Annotated in this window: 19 protein-coding genes and 1 riboswitch; of the genes, 18 read left to right on the top strand and 1 reads right to left on the bottom strand. The window is 70.6% G+C overall.

The window, feature by feature from the left end; genetic code table 11:
* Positions 1–378 precede the first annotated feature (378 nt).
* From F787_RS0106990 to cobJ, 18 genes are all read left to right on the top strand, one after another.
* The gene (locus tag F787_RS0106990; protein WP_028491739.1) at positions 379–1,611 is read left to right on the top strand and encodes a class I SAM-dependent methyltransferase; all 1,233 of its coding nucleotides are present in this window, start codon (positions 379–381) and stop codon (positions 1,609–1,611) included.
* 109 nt (positions 1,612–1,720) lie between these two features.
* On the top strand, positions 1,721–3,616 hold the full coding sequence (locus tag F787_RS0106995) for a hypothetical protein (RefSeq protein WP_028491740.1): 1,896 nt from the start codon (positions 1,721–1,723) through the stop codon (positions 3,614–3,616).
* A gap of 69 nt (positions 3,617–3,685) precedes the next feature.
* Positions 3,686–3,915, top strand: a riboswitch (cobalamin riboswitch).
* A 163-nt stretch (positions 3,916–4,078) separates the two neighbouring features.
* On the top strand, positions 4,079–5,938 hold the full coding sequence (locus tag F787_RS0107000; protein ID WP_028491741.1) for a TonB-dependent receptor domain-containing protein: 1,860 nt from the start codon (positions 4,079–4,081) through the stop codon (positions 5,936–5,938).
* 4 nt (positions 5,939–5,942) lie between these two features.
* Positions 5,943–6,509, top strand: coding sequence for a cob(I)yrinic acid a,c-diamide adenosyltransferase (locus F787_RS0107005; RefSeq protein ID WP_028491742.1), 567 nt, complete (start codon positions 5,943–5,945; stop codon positions 6,507–6,509).
* 160 nt (positions 6,510–6,669) lie between these two features.
* Positions 6,670–11,106 (top strand): cobaltochelatase subunit CobN, encoded by a 4,437-nt coding sequence (locus F787_RS0107010; RefSeq protein WP_042805766.1) that lies wholly within the window; start codon positions 6,670–6,672, stop codon positions 11,104–11,106.
* Positions 11,107–11,141: 35 nt separating this feature from the next.
* Positions 11,142–11,582 carry a MotA/TolQ/ExbB proton channel family protein gene (locus tag F787_RS0107015; protein WP_019569714.1) on the top strand — a complete coding sequence of 147 codons (441 nt, stop codon included), beginning with the start codon at positions 11,142–11,144 and terminating at the stop codon, positions 11,580–11,582.
* Positions 11,579–11,878 carry a DUF2149 domain-containing protein gene (locus F787_RS0107020; RefSeq protein WP_018946961.1) on the top strand — a complete coding sequence of 100 codons (300 nt, stop codon included), beginning with the start codon at positions 11,579–11,581 and terminating at the stop codon, positions 11,876–11,878. Before F787_RS0107015 ends, F787_RS0107020 begins: the two co-directional genes overlap by 4 nt.
* A 53-nt stretch (positions 11,879–11,931) precedes the next feature.
* Positions 11,932–12,540, top strand: coding sequence for a cob(I)yrinic acid a,c-diamide adenosyltransferase (cobO, locus tag F787_RS0107025; RefSeq protein ID WP_028491744.1), 609 nt, complete (start codon positions 11,932–11,934; stop codon positions 12,538–12,540).
* Positions 12,541–12,615: 75 nt separating this feature from the next.
* Positions 12,616–13,230, top strand: coding sequence for a Uma2 family endonuclease (locus tag F787_RS0107030; protein WP_028491745.1), 615 nt, complete (start codon positions 12,616–12,618; stop codon positions 13,228–13,230).
* Between the two features lie 70 nt (positions 13,231–13,300).
* Positions 13,301–14,629: a cobyrinate a,c-diamide synthase gene (locus F787_RS0107035; RefSeq protein WP_028491746.1), complete on the top strand. Its 1,329-nt coding sequence runs from the start codon at positions 13,301–13,303 to the stop codon at positions 14,627–14,629.
* Positions 14,626–15,444, top strand: a complete 819-nt coding sequence (gene cobA / locus F787_RS0107040) for a uroporphyrinogen-III C-methyltransferase (protein WP_028491747.1) — start codon at positions 14,626–14,628, stop codon at positions 15,442–15,444. Before F787_RS0107035 ends, cobA begins: the two co-directional genes overlap by 4 nt.
* Positions 15,445–15,478: 34 nt before the next feature.
* The gene (locus F787_RS0107045; RefSeq protein ID WP_028491748.1) at positions 15,479–16,597 is read left to right on the top strand and encodes a cobalt-precorrin-5B (C(1))-methyltransferase; all 1,119 of its coding nucleotides are present in this window, start codon (positions 15,479–15,481) and stop codon (positions 16,595–16,597) included.
* Positions 16,594–17,535, top strand: coding sequence for an ABC transporter ATP-binding protein (locus F787_RS0107050; protein WP_028491749.1), 942 nt, complete (start codon positions 16,594–16,596; stop codon positions 17,533–17,535). Before F787_RS0107045 ends, F787_RS0107050 begins: the two co-directional genes overlap by 4 nt.
* Positions 17,532–18,317, top strand: coding sequence for an ABC transporter permease (locus F787_RS0107055; protein WP_042805755.1), 786 nt, complete (start codon positions 17,532–17,534; stop codon positions 18,315–18,317). The genes F787_RS0107050 and F787_RS0107055 overlap by 4 nt, the downstream gene beginning before the upstream one ends.
* A complete protein-coding gene (gene cobG, locus F787_RS0107060; RefSeq protein ID WP_028491751.1) occupies positions 18,314–19,738 on the top strand; it encodes a precorrin-3B synthase in 1,425 nt (474 codons plus the stop codon). The genes F787_RS0107055 and cobG overlap by 4 nt, the downstream gene beginning before the upstream one ends.
* On the top strand, positions 19,725–20,366 hold the full coding sequence (locus tag F787_RS0107065; protein WP_028491752.1) for a precorrin-8X methylmutase: 642 nt from the start codon (positions 19,725–19,727) through the stop codon (positions 20,364–20,366). The genes cobG and F787_RS0107065 overlap by 14 nt, the downstream gene beginning before the upstream one ends.
* On the top strand, positions 20,363–21,148 hold the full coding sequence (locus F787_RS0107070; RefSeq protein WP_042805757.1) for a precorrin-2 C(20)-methyltransferase: 786 nt from the start codon (positions 20,363–20,365) through the stop codon (positions 21,146–21,148). The genes F787_RS0107065 and F787_RS0107070 overlap by 4 nt, the downstream gene beginning before the upstream one ends.
* Positions 21,145–21,915, top strand: a complete 771-nt coding sequence (cobJ, locus tag F787_RS0107075; protein WP_028491754.1) for a precorrin-3B C(17)-methyltransferase — start codon at positions 21,145–21,147, stop codon at positions 21,913–21,915. Before F787_RS0107070 ends, cobJ begins: the two co-directional genes overlap by 4 nt.
* Here the strand turns inward: cobJ and F787_RS0107080 are convergent.
* Complete coding sequence (locus F787_RS0107080) at positions 21,888–22,706, bottom strand: cobalt-precorrin-6A reductase (protein WP_028491755.1); 819 nt, start codon at positions 22,704–22,706, stop codon at positions 21,888–21,890. The two genes, cobJ and F787_RS0107080, sit on opposite strands and share 28 nt — an antisense overlap.

Raw genomic sequence — 22,706 nt, forward strand, 5'->3', positions numbered from 1 at the left:
GCGTTGGCACCCCGGGTTTTCCGAGACAAGGCGCGGTGCGCAGCCGGTAGTGGTTCTACCGGCAAGGGCCGCAACGCAGGATCGGGGAACCCGGGGTGCCAACCCCGAAGGGGCTCGGCCGCTTTTGCGCGCGTACGGCGTTGCGGCTCCCTTGTGCAGAATGCTGCACGGCGGTTGCCGCGCCTTGTTCGCACGCAAAAGCGACTCGAGCGCGAGCGTGTACATTGATCAGTGTTTCCCTGGGCTTGATGCGTTGGTACAACGGATGGTGTGCGGACCGGCTCCACTGGACGGGCCCGGAGGTGAGAGTTAGACTCAGTATAAAAATAGCCGGACACGGAATCGTGCCGGATTTCAGGGAATCGGGGGCACTCAGTAATGATTGAACGGATGCTGGAACAGCATGTTCGCTACGGGACGCTGACCCTGCGTCACCCGGATGGCACCGAGCAGCGTTTTGGCAGCGGCGAGCCGGAAGTGGTCATGCAGCTGCATGATGCCGGGGCCCTGAAGCGCATTGCGCGGGATCCCGGGTTCGAGCTGGGCGAGACCTACATGGAGGGGCTGTGGTCGCCCGGTCAGGAAGGGCTGCGGGCCTTTCTTGATATGACCATGCGCAATTTTGCGCCGATGTTCCAGAAGCGGGTCGGTTTCCTGACGCGTTCGCTGCGCGCCCTCGTGGAGCAGGGCAACCGGGTGGCGCGCAGCTACAAGAACATCTCTCACCATTACGACGTGGACGAATGGCTGTTCCGGCGGTTCCTGGACGAGGGGATGTTCTACAGCTGCGCCTATTTCGCCGAGCCGGGGATGACGCTGGAGGAGGCGCAGCAGGCCAAGTGCGAGGTCCTGCGCCAGAAACTGTGCCTGGAGCCGGGCATGCGCGTGCTGGACATCGGCTGCGGCTGGGGCGGGCTGGCGATGTATCTGGCCGAGCACGCGGATGTCCGGGTCGATGGCATCACCCTGTCGCGCGAGCAGCTGCGGGTAGCGCAGGACGAAGCGAAGCGCCGGGGTCTGGAGGACAAGGTGCGCTTCCTGTACCAGGACTATCGCGAGCACGACGATCAGTACGACCGGATCGTCAGTGTCGGCATGTTCGAACACGTGGGGCAGCCGAACTACGGCACCTTTTTCCAGCGGGTCAACGACCTGCTCAAGCCCGACGGGATCGCGGTGCTGCACACCATCGGTCGCCAGGAGCCACCGGGCACGGCCAACCCCTGGCTGAAGAAATACATCTTCCCCGGCGGTTACACCCCCGCCCTGTCCGAGGTGATGGAAGCGCTGGAGCCCACGCCGCTGTACACCACCGACATCGAATTCTGGCGGCTGCACTATGCCGAAACCCTGGCCGAATGGTACCGGCGCTTTCAGGCAGTCCGTGAAGAGGCGGCGGCCAGTTTCGACGAGCGCTTCTGCCGCATGTGGGAGTTCTATCTGGCCAGCTGCGAGGGCACTTTCCGCTGGTGGAAGCAGGTGGTGTTCCATATCCAGATGGCGCGTCGGCAGGATGCCGTTCCGCTCACCCGCGACTATCTCTGCGGGCGCGAAGACCCCGGGGTGCGTTCGGTGCCGCCGGCGGACGAGCTGATTTCTTCCGCGCGGTGAACCCCGGCCTCCGGCACGGGTCCAGTGTGGGTCCCCGCCGTTCTGACGGCGACGTGCGGGGCATTCGAGCTTTACACTGACCGGGGATTCCGGTGTTCGGGGAGTAGGGGTGTTCCGCCTTTTTCGTCAACGCAAGTCCGAGGCATCGGGGGCCCCCGAAACGCAGGAGTCGAATCAGGACCAGGTCCTGATCGAGGCTGCGGGACGCAGCCGCATCACCGAAGTGGCGACCAGTGCCCGCAAAGTCCCGTGGTCGCTGAACCTGCTGCAGCTTTTGTGGGCGGCCGGCCCCGTGACCTTCCTCGCGATGCAGGGCGGCTATTTCCTCGGGTTCGGCCATGCGGCTCCCACCCAGAACTTCGTCTTCTTCGCGGTCTACACCCTGCTGTTCGGGGTGATCGGCCTGATCGCGCGCTTTGTCGCCGATGCGACCCGCGGGCGGCGTCAGGAGCGCTCGCAGGTCCAGCTGCGCAATACCATCGATCTGCTGCCGGATCTGCTGTTCGCGACCCGTGACCTGGCCATGGGCGAGATGACGCCGGACATGCGGCGGCGCCAGTCGGCGGCGGTGCTGCTGCACGAGGTGGAGGTCTCCCCGGAGGCGGTGGCGGTCGCGGTGCGCGAAATGACCGGCGACCCGACGCTGGCCTCTACCGCCGAGCAGATCGAGATCTATCGGCGTCTGGGGCTGCATGCGCGGGTCGCGGACCTGGTGGAGGCCACCGCCGACGCGCGCATGGCCGCGCTGGAGCGGCTGCACGCCGAGGATTCGGATCTCGCCGAGCTGCTGCGTGACCGCCTGCGCGGGGTCGCGCCGACGCGCGAGGACGGCGTGCGCCGCATCGACCAGTTTCTCGAACGCCTGTTCTCCGCGGCGGATGCGGATGACCTTACGCGCTGCACCCTGGATGATGTCCAGGCGATCTTCGTGCTCGCCTTCGAGCTGGTCAACGGGCGCCAGATCAAGCGCCTGAGTTTCGAATGGTCGGGGCCCTGGCAGCTGGGCCGGGCGCTGGACCGGCTGGAATACCAGAGCAACCGCTTCCGCGTGGCCCAGGCCGGGGTGATCAGCCGTCTCCGCTCGCTGGGGATGCTGCTGGCGCAGAGCGAGACCAGTGGCATCACCCAGCAGCATCTGCGCGAACCCCTGCCGGTCATGGGACAGCAGGTGCTGGCCGGCCTGCGGACCATGCTGGAGGCGGAGCCGGACGTGAAGAGCCCCGACGGCCGTATCCTCGGTGCCGCGATGTCGCAGGTGGAAGAACTGCGTGAAGCCCGGGACCGCCTGATGCAGGCGCAGAGCCGTTACGCCAATGCGGTGGAACGCTGGGAAAACCTGCGCCGGCGCGAACGGGACCGCAAGGGTGCTCAGCGTTGGCAGAAGCGTTCGGCCCGGCGGATCCGGGTGTCGGAGGAGCTGATCGAACTGGACGATGATCAGAAGATCCGGCTGGCCGACGGTCTGTGCGAATATCTCGAGGAGCTGCAGATCCGGCGCGAGGGCGATTTCATCTTCTTCGGCAAGAAGCCGCTGGACGGCGATACCGCCAAGCGTATCGGCATCCAGCTGGCGCTGCTGCTCGACCCGCTGGTGGAGCTGAGCAACCCCAGTATCCAGCGGGCGATCTATTCCAGCCCCGCGGCCTATCTCGGCGGGCTGTACGTGGGCATGAGCGCCGACGCCAAGGCCGGGCTGGGCTCCGCCATGGTGCGCATGGTCCGTCAGGACCTCGGGCGCGCGGCGGAGTGGCTCGCGCTGCGCCTGACCCGGGTCTACCACCTGCCGCTGACCGACGGCATGCGCAGCTTTCTCGAGACCCACTACGGGGCCAACCCCGAGCGCCTGGCGATGCTGGCGCAGAACACCGGGGACGAGTCCCACCCGGTGGCCCTGCGTGCCGAGCGCTCGCCGGAATTCGACGCGATGGTCCAGGACAAGGAATGGGGCCGCCTGCTGCGTCGTGGCGCCCGCTATCGCCAGGCCGAGGAGGTGCGGCAGAACTGAACGCCGTGCGGTCGGCCGGAGAACGCGGGTGGAAAATCAGGGGGCCCTCATGTACCCTGCGCCCCGTTCCTCGGTGCCCTGGCGGTTTCGCCGCCGGGTTAAACGGGAAGTCCGGTGAGCGCCGCTTCGGCGCGAGTCCGGCGCTGCCCCCGCAACGGTGATCGAGCGCGGATCCATTCCGGAGTCCTTCGGCAGTGGATCCTCGAGGCTGGCGGCCGAATGCCACTGTGTCATGGACACGGGAAGGCGCCGCCCGCCGGGAATCTCCCGCTCGTCAGCCCGGAGACCGGCCGGGGAATGGTCGTGCGGCACGCGGAGGGCGTGCGAGACGGATGACCGTTCCCGCCACGGGTCCCCGTACCCGTTTCCCGCCGGGAATGCGTTCCTCGTCTTCATCCCTCGCGCCGGCGCGATCCCCGTGAACCAGCGGCGTGCGGGCGGCTCGCCGGGAGATCCGAAGACATGAAACGCAGTATCCTTTCCGCAGCCATCGTTGCAGCCGTGTCCCCGGCCGTGGCCGACGAAGCGCCGGGTACCAGCCCCGATTCCGCGACCCTGGAACCCGTTCAGGTCACCGCGACCCGTCTCAGCCAGACCGTCGACGAGGCCCTCGCCTCGGTGACCGTCATCGACCGCGAAGAGATCGAGCGCCTGCAGCCGCGCCAGTTCACCGATCTGGTGGAGGGACGCGCCGGGGTCTCGGTCTCCAGCGCCGGTCCGTTCGGCAAGCAGTCGAGCGTCCGTCTGCGCGGCACCGAATCCGATCACCACCTGATGCTGATCGACGGCGTGCGCATGGGGTCGGCCACCACCGGCGGTGCCAGCTGGCAGTTCCTGCCGCCCGAGGAGATCGACCGCGTGGAGATCGTGCGCGGGCCGCGCACCTCCATCTACGGCTCCGATGCCATCGGCGGGGTGACCCAGGTCTTCAGCCGCGCGGGCCGCGAAGGGCCGCCGCGGGTCAATGCCTTCCTCGGCGCCGGCAGCTTCAGCACCTGGGAGGCCGGGCTCGGCGTGGCCGGCGGCACCGGACGCACCGATTACAGCCTGTCCGTGAGCATGTATGACACCGAAGGCATCAATGTCCAGGATGACATGGGTGATGACGATCCCGACGGCTATGACAACACCTCGCTGGCCGGCAAGGTTGCTCACCGCCTCGACAACGGGATCGAACTCTTCGGCAATCTCCTCTATTCCGAAGGTAACACTGAAGTCGACGCTTTCAGTACGGATGAGACGGATTTTGTTCACGGGGCAGTGCAGGCCGGAGTCCGTTTCCCGGTCCTGGAGCAATGGGATACGGAGCTTGCCTATGCTCAAAGCCGTGACGAAAACGAAAATTTCGAAAACGGGGTTGCCGACTCCCGTTTCGACACCCGGCGGGATCAGCTGACCTGGCGTAACGATGTCCGCCTGGGTGAACGCACCGACCTGATCGCCGGGGTGGATGCCTACGAAGATCGGGTCGACAGTAACGAAGATTTTGATGAGGATTCGCGCTACAACGTAGGCGTCTATTCAGTCGTGCGCACCGAGCTCGGCAACCATGATCTGGAAGGCTCGCTGCGCTACGACGACAACGAGCAGTTCGGTGACAAGACCACCGGTCAGGTCGCCTGGGGCATGCAGGCTACCGACGCTCTGCGGCTGCGCGCCAGCTATGGCACCGCCTTCAAGGCGCCGACCTTCAATGACCTTTACTGGCCCGATGAGGGGTGGTTCCGAGGTAATCCGGACCTTGCCCCGGAAGAATCGGGAACATTTGAACTGGGCGGGAGGTATTCAGCCAGTCTTGCCTATGTGGATGTGGCGGTGTTCGAAACCAGGGTCGATGACCTTATTGTGAACCGCTGCGTGGCGAATTGTGATGATGGCAATCCGTTTAGTGATGTCTATGAGCCAGGCAACGTCGAAAACGCGCGGATTCAAGGAATGGAAATCGAAGGTGGGCATGACCTTGGCCCGTGGAATTCGCGGGTGTCGCTGACCCTGCTGGACGCCGAGGACCGGGACACGGGGAATGAGCTGGCGCGCCGGGCGCCGGTCTCGGCCCGCTTCGATCTGGATCGTCAAATTGGCGATTTCTCCGTGGGCGGTACGATCCTCGCCCGTAGCCGGACTTACGACGATGCCAGCAACGAAGAACGGCTTTCGGGCTACGGCACCATGAACCTGCGTGCGGCGTATGCCCTCGACCCCGAATGGACGGTCGAAGGTTCCCTGACCAACGTCTTCGACCGGGATTACGAGACCCAGGGTGGTTTCAATACCCCGGGCCGCGCTGCGTTCGTGAAACTGCGTTATCAGCAGCAGAGGTAAGGTCATGGGCAATCGACTGTCGAGGATCGCGACCCGCACGGGTGACGAGGGGCGTACCGGTCTGGGTGACGGCTCGCGCGTGGACAAGGACAGCCACCGGGTCGAGGCCTTTGGTGACGTGGACGAGCTGAACAGCGTGATCGGTCGGGTGCTGGTGCACGCGTTGCCCGAGGACGTGCGGGGTTCCCTCGCCCGGGTGCAGCATGAGCTGTTCGACCTGGGCGCGGAGCTGGCGGTGCCGGGGCATCAGGCGCTGCCGGAGGCGTCGGTGGAGCGCCTCGATGTCGAGCTCGAAGGCTTCAATGCCGAGCTGCCGCCGCTGGAGGAGTTCATCCTCCCGGGGGGCGGCCCGGCCACTGCGGATTGCCATATTGCCCGCACCGTATGCCGCCGCGCCGAGCGGCGGCTGGTCGCGGTCAATCACCACGAGGCCCTGCGGCCCAGCTCGCTGGCCTACCTCAACCGCCTGTCGGATCTGCTGTTCGTGCTGTGCCGGGTGCTGGCGCGCCACGAAAACGGTTCCGAGGTCCTGTGGCAGCCCGCCGCTCGGCGCGAGGCCTCCGGCGGCTGATTCTGCCCGCGGCGCCGTGACGGCGGATCCGCGAAGGCCCCGATCGACAACAGTGCCGCGACGCTGACGCGACCCGCGGCCGATCTCCTTTTCTTCACGCTCCGTCGGGACGCCTCGAGTGTCCCGGCGGCAGTGTGTGCACGTATCCGGGTGTTGAATGATGAGTACATGGAAAAAACGCTACCCCCTGTTGCTGGCGCTGCTGCTGCCGGGGGTTCCGGCGGCGGAGACGGAAGCGTCCCCGCATATCCTCGGCATCGTCTCGGATCGCTCCGCCGCCGAGGTCACGGCCGGGGCGCATCGTTTCCTCGAGGCCTTCCCCGAATCCGACGTGCGCCTGCGCACCCCGGAGCAGCTGGCCGACAAGGATGACTCCGAGGTCACCGCGTTGTGGGAGGACGCGGACGCCGTGCTGGTGGCGGCGGTGCTGGGCGACGAGGTCGGCCGGCTGACGCGGCTGCTGCGCGAGCGCGGTCCGGATGCCGAAGTGCCGCTGCTGGCGATCAACAGCGACCGGCAGCTGACGGCGCTGACCCGGTTGCGGGGCGAGCGCGTGCTGGCCGGCATGGAAGCGGACGAGCGGACCGAGCTGGCGGTCAATCCGGATGCCGACGAGGATCCGCGCGAACACCTGCGGGAGCAGCGGCAGGCGTTCCCCGAGCAGGCCGGCTGGCTCACCGGCCGGGCGTATTACCAGGGGCGTACGCCGGAGAGCATGGAGGGCCTGATGCGCTGGCTGGCCGCCGAGGCCGGCCACGACATCGACGTGCCGCAGCCCGATCCGCGCGAGACCATCCGCTTCTACCACGACGGCCGCGCGGTGGATGACGCCGCCGCAATGGATCTGGATGAACGCCCGGCGGTCGCCCTGCTGGACCTGGACACCGGCGACCGGCCGGGCGACCGTGCACTGCTGGATGCCGCCTGCGACGCGCTGGAATCGCGCGATCTGCAGTGCTTCGGCGTGCTGGCGCGCTGGGGCGGCGCCAGCCGGCAGGCGGTGGAGGACCTGGCGCAGTCGGCGGCACCCGCCGATCTCGCCGGCATCGTCTCCCTGCAGGACTTCGTGATCGGGGGCGGCGGTAACCGCGAGGCGGTTGCCGGGGCGCTGGGCGAGCTGGACGTGCCGGTGGTCAAGGGCCTGCGCCTGGCCTCGCGCAGTGAGGACGAATGGCGGGTCGCGCATGACGGCATCCCCTGGGACAGCATCCACTACCAGGTGGCCATGCCCGAACTGCAGGGCGTGAGCCAGCCCACGGTGCTGGCCGCCGCCGGCGAGCCCGAGATCGACGACCGCACCGGCGTGCGCCTGATGCTCTCCGAGCCGATCCGCGAACGGGTCGACGCGGTGGCCGAACGCATGGCCCGCTGGCAGCGCCTGCGCGAGCGCTCCAATGCCGACAAGCGTGTGGCCATCGTCTACTACAACCATCCGCCGGGGCGCCACAACATCGGCGCCGACAAGCTGGATGTCCCCGAGTCGCTGCTGGAGACCCTGGATCTGCTGCGCGACGCGGGCTACGACACCGGGGATCACCCGGAAGATGCCGAGGCCCTGCTGGACGACATCCAGGACCGCGGCGTCAACCTGCCCGAACATGCCGATGCGGCCGCCGACATCGCCGGCCGCGTGGCCAGCCTGGATGCGGAGACCTATCGGTCTTACTTCGAGACCCTGCCGGAGACCGTACAGGCCGAGCTGGTGCACGGTCCGGTGGGCTATCTGCACGAGCGGCTGCTCAAGGCCCGCGAGCTGGGCGCGACCGACGCCGCCGAGCGCGCGCTGGAGAACGGCATCGGCGACCTGCGCCACATGGTGCAGAACTACTCGCATGACGCGCAGCAGCGTGCGCAGTCACTGATCGACCAGCTGGAGCGCGAGTGGGAGGCGCTGCTGGACGGCGGCGGCGACCTGGCGCAGGCGGAATCCCTGCGCGACGCCCTCACGCGCACCGGCATCCCGGGCCTGAGCGGCTGGGGCGAACCCCCGGGCGAGGCCATGATCCACGACGGAGCGATGCATTTCCCCGGGATCGAGTACGGCAACGTGTTCATCGGCCCGCAGCCGCCGCGGGGCTGGGAGGTCAGCGAGCGGCTGCTGCACGCCAACACCACGTTCCCGCCCACCCATCAGTACGTGGGCTTTTACCACTGGCTGCGCGACCATTTCGAGGCGGATGCGCTGGTCTACATGGGGCGCCACTCCACCCGTGAATTCCTGCCGCGGCGCCGCGCCGGGCTGGCTCCGGACGACTATCCGGAACTCCTTGGCGGCCCGTTGCCGGTGCTGTATCCCTACATCGTCGATGGCGTGGGCGAGGGCATCCAGGCCAAGCGTCGCGCCCAGGGCGTGATCATCAGCCATCTGACGCCGGCGCTGGCGACCACCGAGCTCTACGACGACCTGCTGGAACTGCGCCAGCTGGTCGAAAGCTATGAGGCGAGCACCGATCCGAATTCGCCGACTCAGGCGCGGGCCGCGGAGACGCTGCTGGCCCGCATCGAGGAGCTTGGTCTGAGCGAGACCATCGAGGAGGCGATGGATGCCCACGACCACAGCCATGATCACGATCATGCGCATGATGGTGGTGACGACCACGGGCATGACCACGACCACGGACATGACCATGATCCGGCTCACGAGGGTGGTCTGGCGGACCTCGACGAGGAGTTGATGGTCCACGACATCGGTCACTGGGTGACCGACATGCAGGAGGAGCACATGCCCCTCGGACTGCATGTGCTGGCCCGCGACTGGGATGGCGAGGCCGTGGACACCATGCTCGATTCCATGGCCGGCGACGCGGAGCCGGACGCGGCGATGCGCGAAGACCTGGAGGGCTCGCCAGCCAATGAGGGAGCGAACCTGCTGGCCGGGCTCGAGGGCCGCTTCGTGCCGCCGAGCCGCGGCAACGATCCGGTGCGCACCCCGGATGTGCTGCCCACCGGGCGCAATTTCCACGCCCTCTCCTCCGATCTGGTGCCCACCCGCATCGCCTGGAGCCTGGGCCAGGATCTGGCCGCCGATGCCCGCGAGCAGGGCGACCCCGAAGCCGAAGGCAGCGAGGCCGTCGTGCTGTGGGCCTCCGACACCGTGCGCGACGAAGGCGTGATGGTGGCCTTCGGACTCGACATGCTGGGGGTGAAGCCCGAGTGGAACAGCCGCGGGATCGTCGAGGGCCTGAAGCTGATGGATCTCGACGAGGCCGATCGTGAGCGTCGCCGGGACGCCCTGTTCACCACCTCGGGCCTGTTCCGCGACCTCTACGAGGATCAGCTAGTCTGGCTGGACCAGGCCGCGCGCCTGGCCCTGGACGGCTCGTCGAAGGCCATCCGCGCCGAATATCCCCACCTGGACGAGGCACTGGACGAGGCCCTGAAACCCCTGGGCGAGGACCTGAGGGATCCGGGCCGGGAGCCGCTGGAGAGCAACGACGTGGCGAGCCAGTGGGTAGCTGATACCCGGGCGCTGAAATCCGATGGCGTGGAGGCGGTCGAGGCCGGCCGCCAGGCGGCGCTGCGGGTGTTCGGCACCGCGCCGGGGGCCTATGGCGCCGGGGTGAACCGTCTGGCCGACCGCTCCGGGGCCTGGGAGGATCGTGCCGAGCTGGCCGACGCCTATGCCCGGCGCATGGGGCATGCGTATGGCGCGGGGACCCGCGGCGAGCCCGCTCACGATGCCTTCGATGCGCGTCTGGAAGGCGTGGGCCGCACCTATCTGGGCCGGGCCAGTCATCTCTACGGCCTGCTGGACAACGACGACGGTTTCGACTTCCAGGGCGGTCTGTCGGCCGCGGTGGAACACGCCCGCGGCACCCCGCCGGACAATCGCATCCTGCAGCATGCCGACCCCGACAACCCGCGCGTGGAGAGCCTGCAGCGTGCGTTGATGACCGAGCTGCACGGGCAGAATCTGAACCCGCAGTGGATCGAGCCGCTGATGGATCACGGCTATGCCGGGGCGCGGACCTTCACCGCCGATTTCGTCAACAACCTGTGGGGCTGGCAGGTGACCAGTCCCCACGTGATCGGCTCCGAAGCCTGGGACCACGTGCACGACGTCTACCTGCAGGACCGGCACGACCTGGGGCTCGACGAGTTCCTGGAAGACGGCCACAAGGTGCACGTGAAGACGCACATGCAGGCCACGCTGCTGGTGGCCGCGAGCCGCGAGTTCTGGGACGCCGATCCCGAGGTCCTGCAGGCGCTGTCCGAGGACTTCGCCGAACTGGTGGCCGAGCACGGCCTGCCCGGCAGCGGTCATACGCGGCCGGATCACCCCGTGCTCGACGAAGTCGCCGAACGCCTGGACGACGCGGAACTGGCCGAGGCCTTCGACGCCGTGCGCGAGGCTGCGCAGATCGAACGCGAGCCCGCCGAGACCGACCCGGCGCGCATGGCCGAGATCCAGCCGCTGGAACAGCCGGATGCCCGCGAGATGCAGGAGGCCCCGGAGCCGGCCGAGGTCGAGCCCGCGGAGGCCGAGGATGGCCGCGAATCGGGCGAGGCACGCGCGATGCCGTGGATCCCCTGGCTGGTCTCCGGGGTGCTGTTCCTGCTGCTGCTCGGAGGCATCGTCGCCGGCCGCCGCCGTTAAGAAAGCGCTGAACAAAGATTGATGAGGTAACGCGAATGTCGTTCTCGATCACGATGGAACTGATGGACACGGTGGTGAGCTGGCTGCTGGAGCCGGTGATCATCGGCCTGCTGGTGCTGGTCGCGGTGGCCGTCTGGGAGCTGGGACAGGCCATCGGCGAGCGTACCGGCGGAGTGCGGCGCCTGGAGGCCAGCGGCAATGCCGAGCGGCTGGCGTTCCTGGCGCGGCGGCGCATCGACCGTGCCGACCTCCTGGCGCGTATCGGCCCGATGCTGGGGCTGATGGGGACGCTGATCCCGCTGGGACCGGGGCTGGCGGCCATGGGCCGGGGCGAACTCGACGTACTGGCGCAGGCGGTGACCGTGGCCTTCAACACCACGGTCCTGGGGCTGCTGATCGGTATCCTCGGCTTCCTGCTCGGCCGCCTGCGCCGGCGCTGGTATGACGGCGCGATGGAACGCATGGAGGCGGCATGAGGGTCCCGCACTACCGTGCCAGCCGGTTCGACGCCCCGGACGAGGAACCCATGGGGCCGCTGGCCAACCTTGCGGACATCATGCTGGTGTTCGCGGTCGGCCTGATCGTGGCCCTGGTGGCCGCCGACGACGGGCTGGAACAGCAGGAAGCCGGTGGCGTGGAGGTCGAGGCCGGCGAGGAGGTTCCCGAACTGCCCGACGGCGCCGGCGAGGCCGGCTCCGGCTTCGAATCCATGGGCCAGGTCTACCGCGACCCGGAGACCGGTCGCATGCTGTTGATCGAGGGTGGCGACTGAGTACACCCGAGCCGGCCGCCCGATGGCCGCAAACCCAATCGAGGAACAGGACCATGAGTGAACAGGACGAACGCGCGCGCCGCCACGCCGAGCGCATGGCGCGCAAGAAGGAAGTGGTGGACCGCAAGATCGCCGAGGCGCAGGAGGAACGCGGTGTGTTCCTGGTGCTGACCGGCAACGGCAAGGGCAAGAGCTCCTCCGGTTTCGGCATGGCAGCGCGCGCGCTGGGCCACGACATGCAGGTGGGCATCGTGCAGTTCATCAAGGGCCGTTTCGCCACCGGCGAGGAGGCCTTCTTCAAGCGCCAGGACAACGTGCAGTACCACGTGATGGGCGAGGGCTACACCTGGGAGACCCAGGACCGCGACAAGGACGGCGAGGCCGCGCGCGAGGCCTGGGCCCACGCCCGCGACATGCTGACCGATCAGGCCATCGACCTGGTGCTGCTGGACGAGCTGCACATCGCGCTGAAGTACGGCTATCTGGATGTCGACGAGGTGCTGCGGGACCTTACCGCGCGCCCCGAGATGCAGCACGTGATCACCACTGGCCGCGCGGCCCCGCAGGCCCTGATCGACGCCGCCGACACGGTGACCGAACTGCAGGTCGTCAAGCACGCCTTCCAGGCCGGCATCAAGGCGCAGAAGGGCATCGAACTGTGACACGGCGGACGCTGCGGGCAGCCATGGCGCTGCGCTACTATCAGGGGGACGACGGCCCGAACCGGAGACTCCAGCATGGGCAACCCGCAACCCGCACATATGGATGCCGACGCCTTTCTGGCGTGGGAGGCCGAACAGCCGGAGAAGCACGAGTTCGTGGCCGGCGAGGTCTTTCTGCGTGGATGCCCTGCCGTCGCGTTCGGGGACAGTCCGGATCGGCACGTGACCATCGCGGGGAATGTCTTCGCGGCGCTGCGCGAACACCTGCGCGGCGGACCCTGCCGGACCTTCATCGCGGACATGAAGCTGCGGGTGGAAGCGGCCGATGCCTTCTTCTATCCGGATGTGATGGTCACCTGCGGTCCGCAGGACCGGGGACGCGAGCAGTACAAGCAGGCCCCGCTGCTGGTGGTGGAGGTCCTGTCGCCGTCGACCGAGGCCTTCGACCGCGGGGCGAAGTTTGCCGCCTACCGCTCCCTGGCCTCGCTGCAGGAATACCTGATGATCGACCCGGCCAGTGGCGCGGTGGAGCTCTACCGGCGCGACCCGGAGGATCACTGGGTGCTGTACACGCACGATCCACGCGATTCCATGGAGGATACTGTGGAGTTGCGCAGCGTCGGCCTGACACTGGAAGGCGGCCGCATCTTCGAGGACGCGCCGCCGGAGTCCCCCGCGGGCGAGGCCTGACCGCGCGCGGTCTTTGGCCGGACGGGCGCCGGGCCCGGCAGGCGGCCGGCCTGCAGGTGGGGGTATCGGCATGAGTGCCCCGGTGAGCTGTCCGGCCGCGTTCGTCGCGGCGCCGGCCTCGGGTCAGGGCAAGACCACGGTCACCGCCGCGATCGCGCGTTACCACCGCAACCAGGGGCGCCGGGTGCGGGTGTTCAAGACCGGCCCGGATTTCCTCGATCCCATGATCCTGGAGCAGGCCTCCGGGCATCCGGTGGATCCGCTGCATCTGTGGATGGTGGGCGAGGCGGCCTGCCGGGCGAAGCTGCATGCCGCCGCGCAGGATGCGGACCTGATCCTGGTCGAGGGCTCCATGGGCCTGTTCGACGGCGACCCTTCGGGTGCCGATCTGGCGGTGGCCTTCGGCCTGCCGGTGCTGGCGCTGGTGGATGCCGGCGGCATGGCCCAGACCTTCGGCGCCATCGTGCACGGGCTGGCGACCTACCGCCCGGAGATGCCACTGGCCGGGGTGATCGCCAACCGCACCGGCAGCCCGGGGCACGGGCGCATGCTGCGCGATGCCACCCCGGACGGCGTGCATTTCTTTGGCGCGATCCAGCGCAACGAGGCCCTGAGCGTGCCCGACCGCCACCTCGGGCTGGTGCAGGCCGGCGAGGTCGCCGACCTGGACGCCCGTCTGGAGGCCGCCGCGCAGGCGATCGCCGAGGCCGGGGTGACCGAGCTGCCGGCCCCGGTGGCGTTCGCCCCCGAAGCGGACGCCGGTGCGGAGCCCGACTCGCACCCCGGGAGCGAGCGGGCCCCGCGGCTGGACGGGCTGCGCATCGGCATCGCCCGCGACGCGGCGTTCGCCTTCACCTATCCGGGCAACCTCGAGTTCCTGCGCACACAGGGCGCGCGGCTGGAGTTCTTCTCCCCGGTGGCCGGCGATCGCCTGCCCGAGGTGGATGCGGTGTGGCTGCCGGGCGGCTATCCCGAGCTGCACCTGGAGGCACTGGCGGCCAACACCGGCCTGAAGGCGGACCTGGCCGCGCATCACGGGGCCGGCCGGCCGATCCTGGCCGAGTGCGGCGGCTTCCTCTACCTGCTGGAAGAGCTGGCGGACCGCGACGGCCATGCCGCGCCCATGGCCGGTCTGCTGCCGGGGCATGCGCGTCTGGAGGACAAGCTGCAGGGCCTCGGGCTGCAGGCGGCGCCGCTGCCGGAGGGCGAGCTGCGCGGCCACACCTTCCACCACACCCGGGCCGAGGTCGGACTGGAACCCGTCGCGCACTGCACCCGTGCCCGCGGGGCGGGTTCCACCGGCGAGGCGGTCTACCGCGATGGCCGGCTGACTGCCACCTACCTGCACGCCTGGTTCCCCTCCAATCCGGAGGCGGCCGCGGCCCTGTTCGCGTCATGAGTCGGGCGTTCACGGACAGCACGCCGGCCGCCGCCGGCCGCGTGGATCTGGTGGGCGCCGGGCCGGGTGATCCCGGGCTGCTGACGCTGGACGCGGCCGCGGCGTTGCGCGACGCCGAGGTGTTGCTGCACGACCGCCTGATCCCCGAGGCGATCCTCGCGATGGCCAGTCCGCAGGCCGAACGCTGCTACGTGGGCAAGGCGCGCTCCAACCACAGCCTGCGCCAGGAGGAGCTGAACGCGCTGATGATCGAGCGCGCCCGCGAGGGGCGTTACGTGGTGCGGCTGAAGGGTGGGGACCCGTATGTCTTCGGCCGTGGTGGCGAGGAGGCGGCGGCGCTGGCGGCGGCCGGTATCCCGGTGCGGGTCATCCCCGGCATCAGCGCGGCTGGTGGCTGCGCGGCGTTCGCCGGCATCCCGCTGACCCACCGCGATCATGCCCATCGCTGCCAGTTCGTGACCGCGCACCGGCGCAACGGCAGTACCGAGCTGGACTGGGAGGCGCTGGCCGCCCCGCGACAGACAGTGGTGATCTACATGGGGCTGAACCCGCTGGCGGAGATCTGTGCCGGGCTGGTCGCCGCCGGCGCCCCGGCCACGCGGCCCGCCGCCATCATCGAGCACGGGACCCGGCCGGGGCAGCGCGTGGTCGCCGGCACCCTGGGGGATCTGCCCGGGCGCACCGCGGCGCTGGCGCTGGAGTCGCCCAGTCTGCTGATCGTGGGCGACGTGGTGGGCGAACGCGCCCGGCTGACCGGCGATGCTTCCGGGGCGCCCGCGATGGACCTCGGCGCGGTTGACGGGATCCATGGTTGAGCCCGTACCCGAGCCGGGCGCGCAACCCGGAGCGATGCGCGCGGAGAGCCGCGACGGCACCGCGCCGCTGCGCACCGGCCTGACCACCGGCACCAGCGCGACCGCGGCGGCCCTGGGGGCGGCGCGGCTGGCGCTGGGCGGCGGCGCCACCACGAGCCAGGAGGTGGTGCTGCCGCGTGGCCAGGTGGTCAGCCTGGCGCTGGCGTCGCTGGAGCGGGTTCCGGGCGGTGCCGAGGCGGCCGTCATCAAGGACGCCGGCGATGATCCCGATGCCACCCACGGCGCCTGGATCCGCGCGCGGGTGGAGCCGCGGCCGGACGCGGGGGTGACCTTCGTCGCCGGACCCGGGGTGGGCACGGTGACCCGCAGCGGCCTGGTGCTGCCGCCGGGAGAGCCGGCGATCAACCCGGTGCCGCGCCGGATGATCACCGACCACCTCGAACGCCTGGCCCGCGAGCTGGGCCATGCGGGCGGGTTCCGGGTCACGCTCGGCGTGGATGGCGGCGAGCGCATCGCCCGGCGCACCATGAATCCGCGCCTCGGCATCCTCGGCGGCATCTCCATCCTCGGCACCACCGGCATCGTGCGGCCCTTCTCCTGTTCCGCCTACATCGCCTCTATCCACCAGGCCATCGACGTGGCGCGGGCCAACGGCCTGCCGCAGGTCGCCTGCTGCACCGGCGGCACCAGCGAACGCACCGCGAGCGAGCGCTACGGGCTGGACGAGATGGGGCTGGTGGAGATGGGCGACTTCTTCGGCGCGGCGCTCAAATACCTGCGGCGCCAGCCGCTGCCGCGCGTCGCGCTGGTGGCGGGCTTCGCCAAGCTGGGCAAGTTCGCCGCCGGGCACCCGGATACCCACAGCCGCAGCAGCGCGATCGACCTGGATTTCATCGCCGCCACCGCCGAGGCCGCCGGGGCGGATGCCGCGCTGGCGCGGCGGATCCGCGGCTGCAACACCAGCATCGAGGCCCTCGCCGTCTGTCAGGAGGCCGGCGTGGCGCTGGGGGACCGCATCGCGGCGCTGGCCCTGGAACAGGCGCGCAGCTATCAGCTGCCCGACACCACGCTGGAGGTGGTCGCGGTGGATCGCCAGGGCCGGGTGGTGGGGACGGCCGGCGACCACGACCATGCCACGGAGGTGACGCGATGAGCGCCCCGGCCATCGCCATCGACGACCTCGCCAAGCGCTATCGCGGTGGCCGGGTCGGCCTGGACGGGGTCAGCCTGCACGTCGACCCGGGGGCGTTCTTCGGCCTGCTGGGGCCCAATGGCGCGGGCAAGACCACCCTGATCGGGCTGCTGACCTCGCTGCTGCGCCTGGAGCGCGGCACGGTGCGGATCTTCGGCCACGATGTCGCGCGCGAGCCGGTGGCGGCGCGGCGTCTGGTCGGTCTGGTGCCGCAGGAGGTCAATTTCAACAGCTTCGAGCCGGTGGGCGAGATCATCGAGACCCAGGGCGCCTACTACGGGCTGTCGCCGCGCCGGGCGCGCCGTCGCACCGACGAACTGTGCGAGCGTCTGGGGCTGGCCGACCGCCGCCGGCAGACCGCCTGGGGGCTGTCCGGGGGCTTCAAGCGGCGCCTGCTGCTGGCGCGCGCGCTGGTGCACCAGCCGCGCCTGCTGGTGCTGGACGAACCCACCGCCGGCGTCGATCTGGAGGCCCGCCACGACCTCTGGACCCTGCTGCGGGAACTGAACGCGGATGGCGTGACCATCCTGCTGACCACGCATTACCTGGAGGAGGCCGAGCGCCTGTGCCGCGAGCTCGCCATCATCGATGGCGGGCGCATCATCGCCCGCGGCGGTACCGGCGAGCTGCTGCGCGGGCTGCGCTTCCAGACCCTGGTGGTGGAACTGGCCGAGCCGCTGGCGCGGCCCGGGGAGCTCGCGCTGTCCGCCGGCACCCTGCGCCCGGTGGATGCGCACACCCTGGAGGTGGACGTGCCGCGCGGCACCGAGCTGAACCCGGTGTTCGCCGAACTGACCGCCGCCGGGGTACGTATCGCCGGGCTGCGCGAGAAGGGCAATCGGCTGGAGACCCGCTTTCTCGAACTGCTGCGCGAGCGCGGCGGGGAGGGCGCGGCATGAGCCCGCTGCACAACGCCGCCTTGTACTGGTACGCCTGGCGCGGGCTGGTGGTGAAGCAGGTGCGCCGCTTCCTGCGCGGCTGGGTGCAGAACCTGCTGCCGTCGCTGGTGACCGCGGTGCTGTTTCTCGCGGTGCTGGGACATCTGGTGGGGCGCGAGATCGGCACCCTGGGCGGCGTGCCCTATGCTGACTTCATCCTGCCGGGCCTGGTGATGCTGGCGGTGGTCACCAACGCCTACGGCAACAGCAGCCTCGCGCTGTTCGGCGCGCGCCTGCAGCGCCACATCGAGGAGATCCTGGTGGCGCCGATGCCGGCGTGGCTGGTGGTGGCCGGGTTTGCCACCGCCGGGGTACTGCGCGGGCTGCTGGCCGGGGCGCTGGTGCTGGCGGTGGCGCTGCCGTTCAGCGATCTGCAGCTGCACCACGCCGGGGCGGTGCTGGGGATCGCGCTGCTGACCGCGGTGCTGTTCTCGCTGGCGGGCCTGATCAACGGCCTGTACGCGCGCAGCTTCGACCACACCTCGGTGATCAGCACCTTCGTGCTGACCCCGCTGATCTATCTCGGCGGGCTGTTCTATCCGGTGGAGCGCCTGGCCGATCCCTGGCAGGGGGTCGCGCAGCTGAACCCGCTCTACTACGTGATCGAGGGCTTCCGCCACGGCCTGCTGGGGGTCAGCGCGGTCGCCTGGACCACGACCTTCGCGGTGCTGGCCGCCGCCTGTGTGCTGGTCGCCGGCGGGGCCTGGTATCTGCTGGCCCACAGCCGGAGGCTGCGTTCATGAACCGTCCGGCGGCGCCGCAGCCGCCGCGGGTGCGCGGGGCCTGCCCCGGGGTAGCGGCGCCGATGGCCACCGGGGACGGCTATCTGCTGCGCCTGCGCCACCCGATCGGGGGGCTGGAGACGGCCGCCGCGCGGGTGCTGGCGGACACCGCGCGGCGGCTGGGCAACGGCGAACTGGAACTGACCCTGCGTGGCAACCTGCAGCTGCGCGGCGTGGCGGCCGGCGACCTGGACGCGGCGCGCGCGGCCCTGGCCCCCACCGGACTGGTGGATGCGCAGGCGGAGCGCGAGGCCCGGCGCAACGTGCTGGCGGCGCCGGTGCCGGACCTCGATCCGGAGGCGGTGGACGTGCTGGCCCTGGCGCGCGCGGTGAGCGCCGCGATCGTCGACGAGCCCGCGCTGCGGGGTCTGCCGGCCAAGCTGGGCGTGGTGGTCGACGGTGGCGGGCGTGCCTCGCTGCGCGGGGTGCCGGCGGATCTGCGTCTGGACCCGCTCGCCGGCGCGGGGCCTCGTTTCCGCCTGGCGGCCGGCGGCACCGCGGCCACGGCGACCCCGCTCGGCGAGGTCTCGGCGCAGCATGCCCCGGCGGCGGTGGTGCGCACCCTGCGCGCGTTCCTCGAGCAGCGCGCCGTGCTGGATCCGCCGCCGGGGCGGCTGCGCGACGCGGTGGGTATGCCCGGGAGCGAGGCGCTGCGCCTGCCGGGTTCGGAGGGGGAGACGCCGGGTGCGGTCGCCCACGCCGACACGCCGGTGCGCGCCGGGGACTGGCTCGGGGTGGCGGCCGGCGGGGCCTGGCTGGGGGCGGTCTTCCCGTTCGGCGTGATCGACGCCGACCGGCTGGAGAGTCTGGCCGCGTGGCTGGAGCCGCACGGCGGCGGCCTGCGCCTGACGCCGTGGCGGGCGCTGCTGGTGACCGGCGTGGCCGCGGAGGCCGCCCCGGAGCTGCAGCAACTGCTGCGGGAACTGGGTGCGGTGACCGAGCCGGCCGACCGGCGCCTGGCGGCGGATGCCTGTGTCGGGCACCCGGGCTGCGCCTCGGCGCACATCGCCGCGCGCAGCGAGGCGGCCGCGCTGGTGCAGCGCATGCCGACCCTGGCCGCGAGCGGGATGCGGCTGCAGGTCTCCGCCTGCGACAAGCGCTGCGGGGCGCCGCCGCGGACGGAAGCCGGGGTGGTCGAGTGGATCGCGCGGCCGGACGGCCATGCCGTGGTGCTGCGCTTGCGGCCCGGTGCGGTCCTTGAATGGAGCGGGCTGGCCCCGGCGCAGGCGCGCGCCCGGATCGCGGCGCTGGAGCGGGCGTTCGCCCGTCAACGCAATGCTGGAGAGGAGTTGCAGACCATGCTGGAACGGATCGGGCCCGAGGCCTGGAATGCCGCGGTGGACGCGGCGCTGTGCGAGGAGGACGAACGTGACGGAGACTGAGGCCTGGCGCTACGAGCGCGACGGGAAGGCGATCTATGCGGAGTCGTTCGCGATCATCCGCGCCGAGGCGGACCTGGAGCGCTTCCCGGCGGATCTGGTGGCGGCGGTGGAACGCATGATCCACAGCTGCGGCATGCCCGATCTGGCGCAGGACATCCGCTTCTCGCCGGGTGCCGGCAGCGCGCTCCGTCAGGCGCTGGAGGCCGGGGCCCCGGTGCTGTGCGACAGCGAGATGGTGGCCCACGGCATCACCCGCGCGCGCCTGCCGGCGGACAACCCGGTGCGCTGCACCCTGCGCGATCCGCGCGTGCCGGAACTGGCGCGCGAACTGGACAACACCCGCAGCGCGGCGGCGATGGAGCTGTGGCGTCCCGAGCTGGCCGGCGCCGTGGTGGCCATCGGCAATGCGCCCACCGCGCTGTTCCGTCTGCTGGAGATGCTGCGCGACGGCGCGCCGCGCCCGGCGGCGGTGATCGGCATCCCGGTGGGGTTCGTCGGCGCGGTGGAGAGCAAGCAGGCGCTGGCGGACAACCCGTTCGGGCTGGAATACCTGACCGTGGCCGGGCGCCGCGGCGGCAGCGCGATCACTGCCGGGGCGGTCAACGGCCTGGGGAGGGAGCCGGCATGAGTGCGGCGGAGACGAGCGGGCCCGGAACGATCGAACCCGGAACGATCGAACCCGGGGTGCTCTGCGGGGTCGGCACCGGCCCCGGGGACCCCGAACTGATGACCTTCCGCGCCGCGCGGCGCATCGCCGAGGCGCCGGTGGTGGCGTATTTCTGCAAGCGCGGGACCACCGGGCAGGCGCGGCGCATCGCGGATGCGCATATCGGCCCCGGGCAGATCGAGGAGGCGCTGGAGTATCCGGTGACCAACGAGATCGCCCACCAGGAGGAGAGCTACCGCAGCCGCATCGAAGTGTTCTTCGACCAGTGTGCCGAACGCCTGGCGGCGCATCTGGAGGCCGGCCGTTCGGTCTGCGTGCTCAACGAGGGCGATCCGTATTTCTACGGTTCGTTCATGCACGTGCATCTGCGCCTGCGCGAGCGCTTCCGCAGCGAGGTGGTGCCCGGGGTGATCTCGCCGATCGCCGCGGCGGCGCAACTGCCGGCGCCGCTGGTGATGCGCGACGACACCCTGAGCGTGGTGCCGGGGACGCTGCCGGAGACGGAACTGGAGGCGGCGCTCGCGCCCGCGCAGGCCGCGGTGATCATGAAGCTCGGCAAGCAGCTGCCGAAGATCCGCCGCGTGCTGGAGCGCCTGGGGCTGACCGCGCGCGCCTGGTACATCGAACGCGCGAGCTTTGACGAGGAACGCGTGCGGCCGCTGGCCGAGGCGCTCGGGGAGACGCCCGGGGAGGCGCCGTATTTCTCCCTGATCGTGATCCATGGCGAGGGGGTGCGGCGATGAGCGGGCGTCTGAGCGTGGTCGGGGTCGGGCCGGCCGGCCCCGAATGGATCACGCCGGAGGTGACCGCGCTGCTCGCGGATGCCACCGATCTGGTCGGCTACGGGCCGTACCTGGAGCGCGTGGCCGGGGCCCATCACCGCGTGCATGCCTCCGACAACCGCGAGGAACTGGCGCGCGCGGCGCATGCGCTGGACATGGCCGCCGAGGGGCGCGACGTGGCGGTGGTCTCCGGGGGAGATCCCGGGGTGTTCGCGATGGCCGCGGCGGTGTTCGAGGCCCTGGAGGGCGCGCAGCCGGGCCGCTGGGATGCGGTGGCGGTGGAGGTGCTGCCCGGGGTGTCGGCGATGCAGGCGGCCGCGGCGCGGCTGGGGGCGCCGCTGGGCAACGACTTCTGCGCGATCTCGCTGTCGGACAACCTCAAGCCGTGGTCGCTGATCCGGCGCCGGGTGCGGCTGGCGGCCGAGGCCGACTTCGCCATGGCCTTCTACAACCCGATCTCGCGCGCGCGACCGTGGCAGCTGGGCGCGGCGCTGGACATCGTGCGCGAGGTCCAGGGCCCGGACACCCTGGTGGTGCTGGCCACCGCGGTGGGCCGCGGCGAGCGGGAGGAGCTGCGGGTTTCCACCCTCGGCGAGGTGGATCCGGCGGCGGCCAACATGAGCACGCTGGTGATCGTCGGTGCCGCCTCCACCCGGGTGCTGGAGCGCCGCTCCGGCCGGCGCCATGTGTACACCCCGCGCTATGTCGAGTCGGCGGAGTCGCAGTGAACGCGCGGGAGGCCTTCCAGCCACTCCAGGGCCGCCTGCGGGGCGTGGAAGCGGGGCACCCCGGGGGCGTCCGGCGGCCGGTCCACCATCACCACCGGGATGCCGCGTTCGCGCGCGGCCTGCAGCTTGGGGGCGGTGGCCTCGCCGCCGCTGTCCTTGGTGACCAGCACGTCGATGGCGTGGGTCTCCAGCAGCCGGTGCTCGTCGGCCAGGCTGAACGGGCCGCGGGCCCGCAGCCAGGTGACCCGGGGCAGCGCCGGCGGCGGTTCCGGCGGGTCGATGGTGCGGATCACGTAGTCCAGCTCGGGCGTGGCCGCGAAGGCCTCCAGGTGCTGGCGCCCGGTGGTGATGAGCACGCGCCGGCCGAGGCCGGGGAGCGCGCGGGCGGCGGCCTCCAGGTCGGGCACGCGCAGCCAGTGATCCCCGGGGCCGGCCTGCCACGGCGGCCGGGTCAGCCGGGCCAGGGGTACGCCGGCGTGGCGCGTGGCGGCGACGGCATTGGCCGACATCTGCCGCGCGAACGGGTGGGTGGCGTCCACCACGGCGTCGATGGCGTGGTCGCGCAGCCAGGCGGCGAGGCCCTCGGCGCCGCCGAAGCCGCCCGTGCGCCGCGGCAGTCGCGAGGGTGCGGGCCTGCGCGTGCGTCCGGCCAGCGACACGGTGGCGTGCAGCCGCGGGTGGCCGTCCAGCAGCGGTTCCAGCGCCGCAGCCTCGGTAGTGCCGCCCAGCAGCAGGATCTGCCGCGGGCGCGTCGCCCCGGGGCCGGTATCGGTGGATGAACGGGAGCTCAT

Origin of the sequence: Thioalkalivibrio sp. ALE19 (genome assembly GCF_000428605.1) — a bacterium.
Taxonomy (GTDB): Bacteria; Pseudomonadota; Gammaproteobacteria; order Ectothiorhodospirales; family Ectothiorhodospiraceae; genus Thioalkalivibrio.

Bases quoted from the DNA above. Each gene is read 5' to 3' on its own strand.
- F787_RS0107020 (WP_018946961.1), top strand. From the start codon at position 11,579: ATGAGGGTCCCGCACTACCGTGCCAGCCGGTTCGACGCCCCGGACGAG.
- F787_RS0107045 (WP_028491748.1), top strand. From the start codon at position 15,479: ATGCGCGCGGAGAGCCGCGACGGCACCGCGCCGCTGCGCACCGGCCTG.
- cobJ (WP_028491754.1), top strand. From the start codon at position 21,145: ATGAGCGGGCGTCTGAGCGTGGTCGGGGTCGGGCCGGCCGGCCCCGAA.
- F787_RS0107070 (WP_042805757.1), top strand. From the start codon at position 20,363: ATGAGTGCGGCGGAGACGAGCGGGCCCGGAACGATCGAACCCGGAACG.
- F787_RS0107005 (WP_028491742.1), top strand. From the start codon at position 5,943: ATGGGCAATCGACTGTCGAGGATCGCGACCCGCACGGGTGACGAGGGG.
- cobA (WP_028491747.1), top strand. From the start codon at position 14,626: ATGAGTCGGGCGTTCACGGACAGCACGCCGGCCGCCGCCGGCCGCGTG.
- F787_RS0107080 (WP_028491755.1), bottom strand. From the start codon at position 22,706: ATGAGCTCCCGTTCATCCACCGATACCGGCCCCGGGGCGACGCGCCCG.
- F787_RS0107015 (WP_019569714.1), top strand. From the start codon at position 11,142: ATGTCGTTCTCGATCACGATGGAACTGATGGACACGGTGGTGAGCTGG.
- F787_RS0107030 (WP_028491745.1), top strand. From the start codon at position 12,616: ATGGGCAACCCGCAACCCGCACATATGGATGCCGACGCCTTTCTGGCG.
- F787_RS0107035 (WP_028491746.1), top strand. From the start codon at position 13,301: ATGAGTGCCCCGGTGAGCTGTCCGGCCGCGTTCGTCGCGGCGCCGGCC.
- F787_RS0107000 (WP_028491741.1), top strand. From the start codon at position 4,079: ATGAAACGCAGTATCCTTTCCGCAGCCATCGTTGCAGCCGTGTCCCCG.
- F787_RS0107010 (WP_042805766.1), top strand. From the start codon at position 6,670: ATGAGTACATGGAAAAAACGCTACCCCCTGTTGCTGGCGCTGCTGCTG.
- cobO (WP_028491744.1), top strand. From the start codon at position 11,932: ATGAGTGAACAGGACGAACGCGCGCGCCGCCACGCCGAGCGCATGGCG.
- F787_RS0106990 (WP_028491739.1), top strand. From the start codon at position 379: ATGATTGAACGGATGCTGGAACAGCATGTTCGCTACGGGACGCTGACC.
- F787_RS0107055 (WP_042805755.1), top strand. From the start codon at position 17,532: ATGAGCCCGCTGCACAACGCCGCCTTGTACTGGTACGCCTGGCGCGGG.
- cobG (WP_028491751.1), top strand. From the start codon at position 18,314: ATGAACCGTCCGGCGGCGCCGCAGCCGCCGCGGGTGCGCGGGGCCTGC.
- F787_RS0107050 (WP_028491749.1), top strand. From the start codon at position 16,594: ATGAGCGCCCCGGCCATCGCCATCGACGACCTCGCCAAGCGCTATCGC.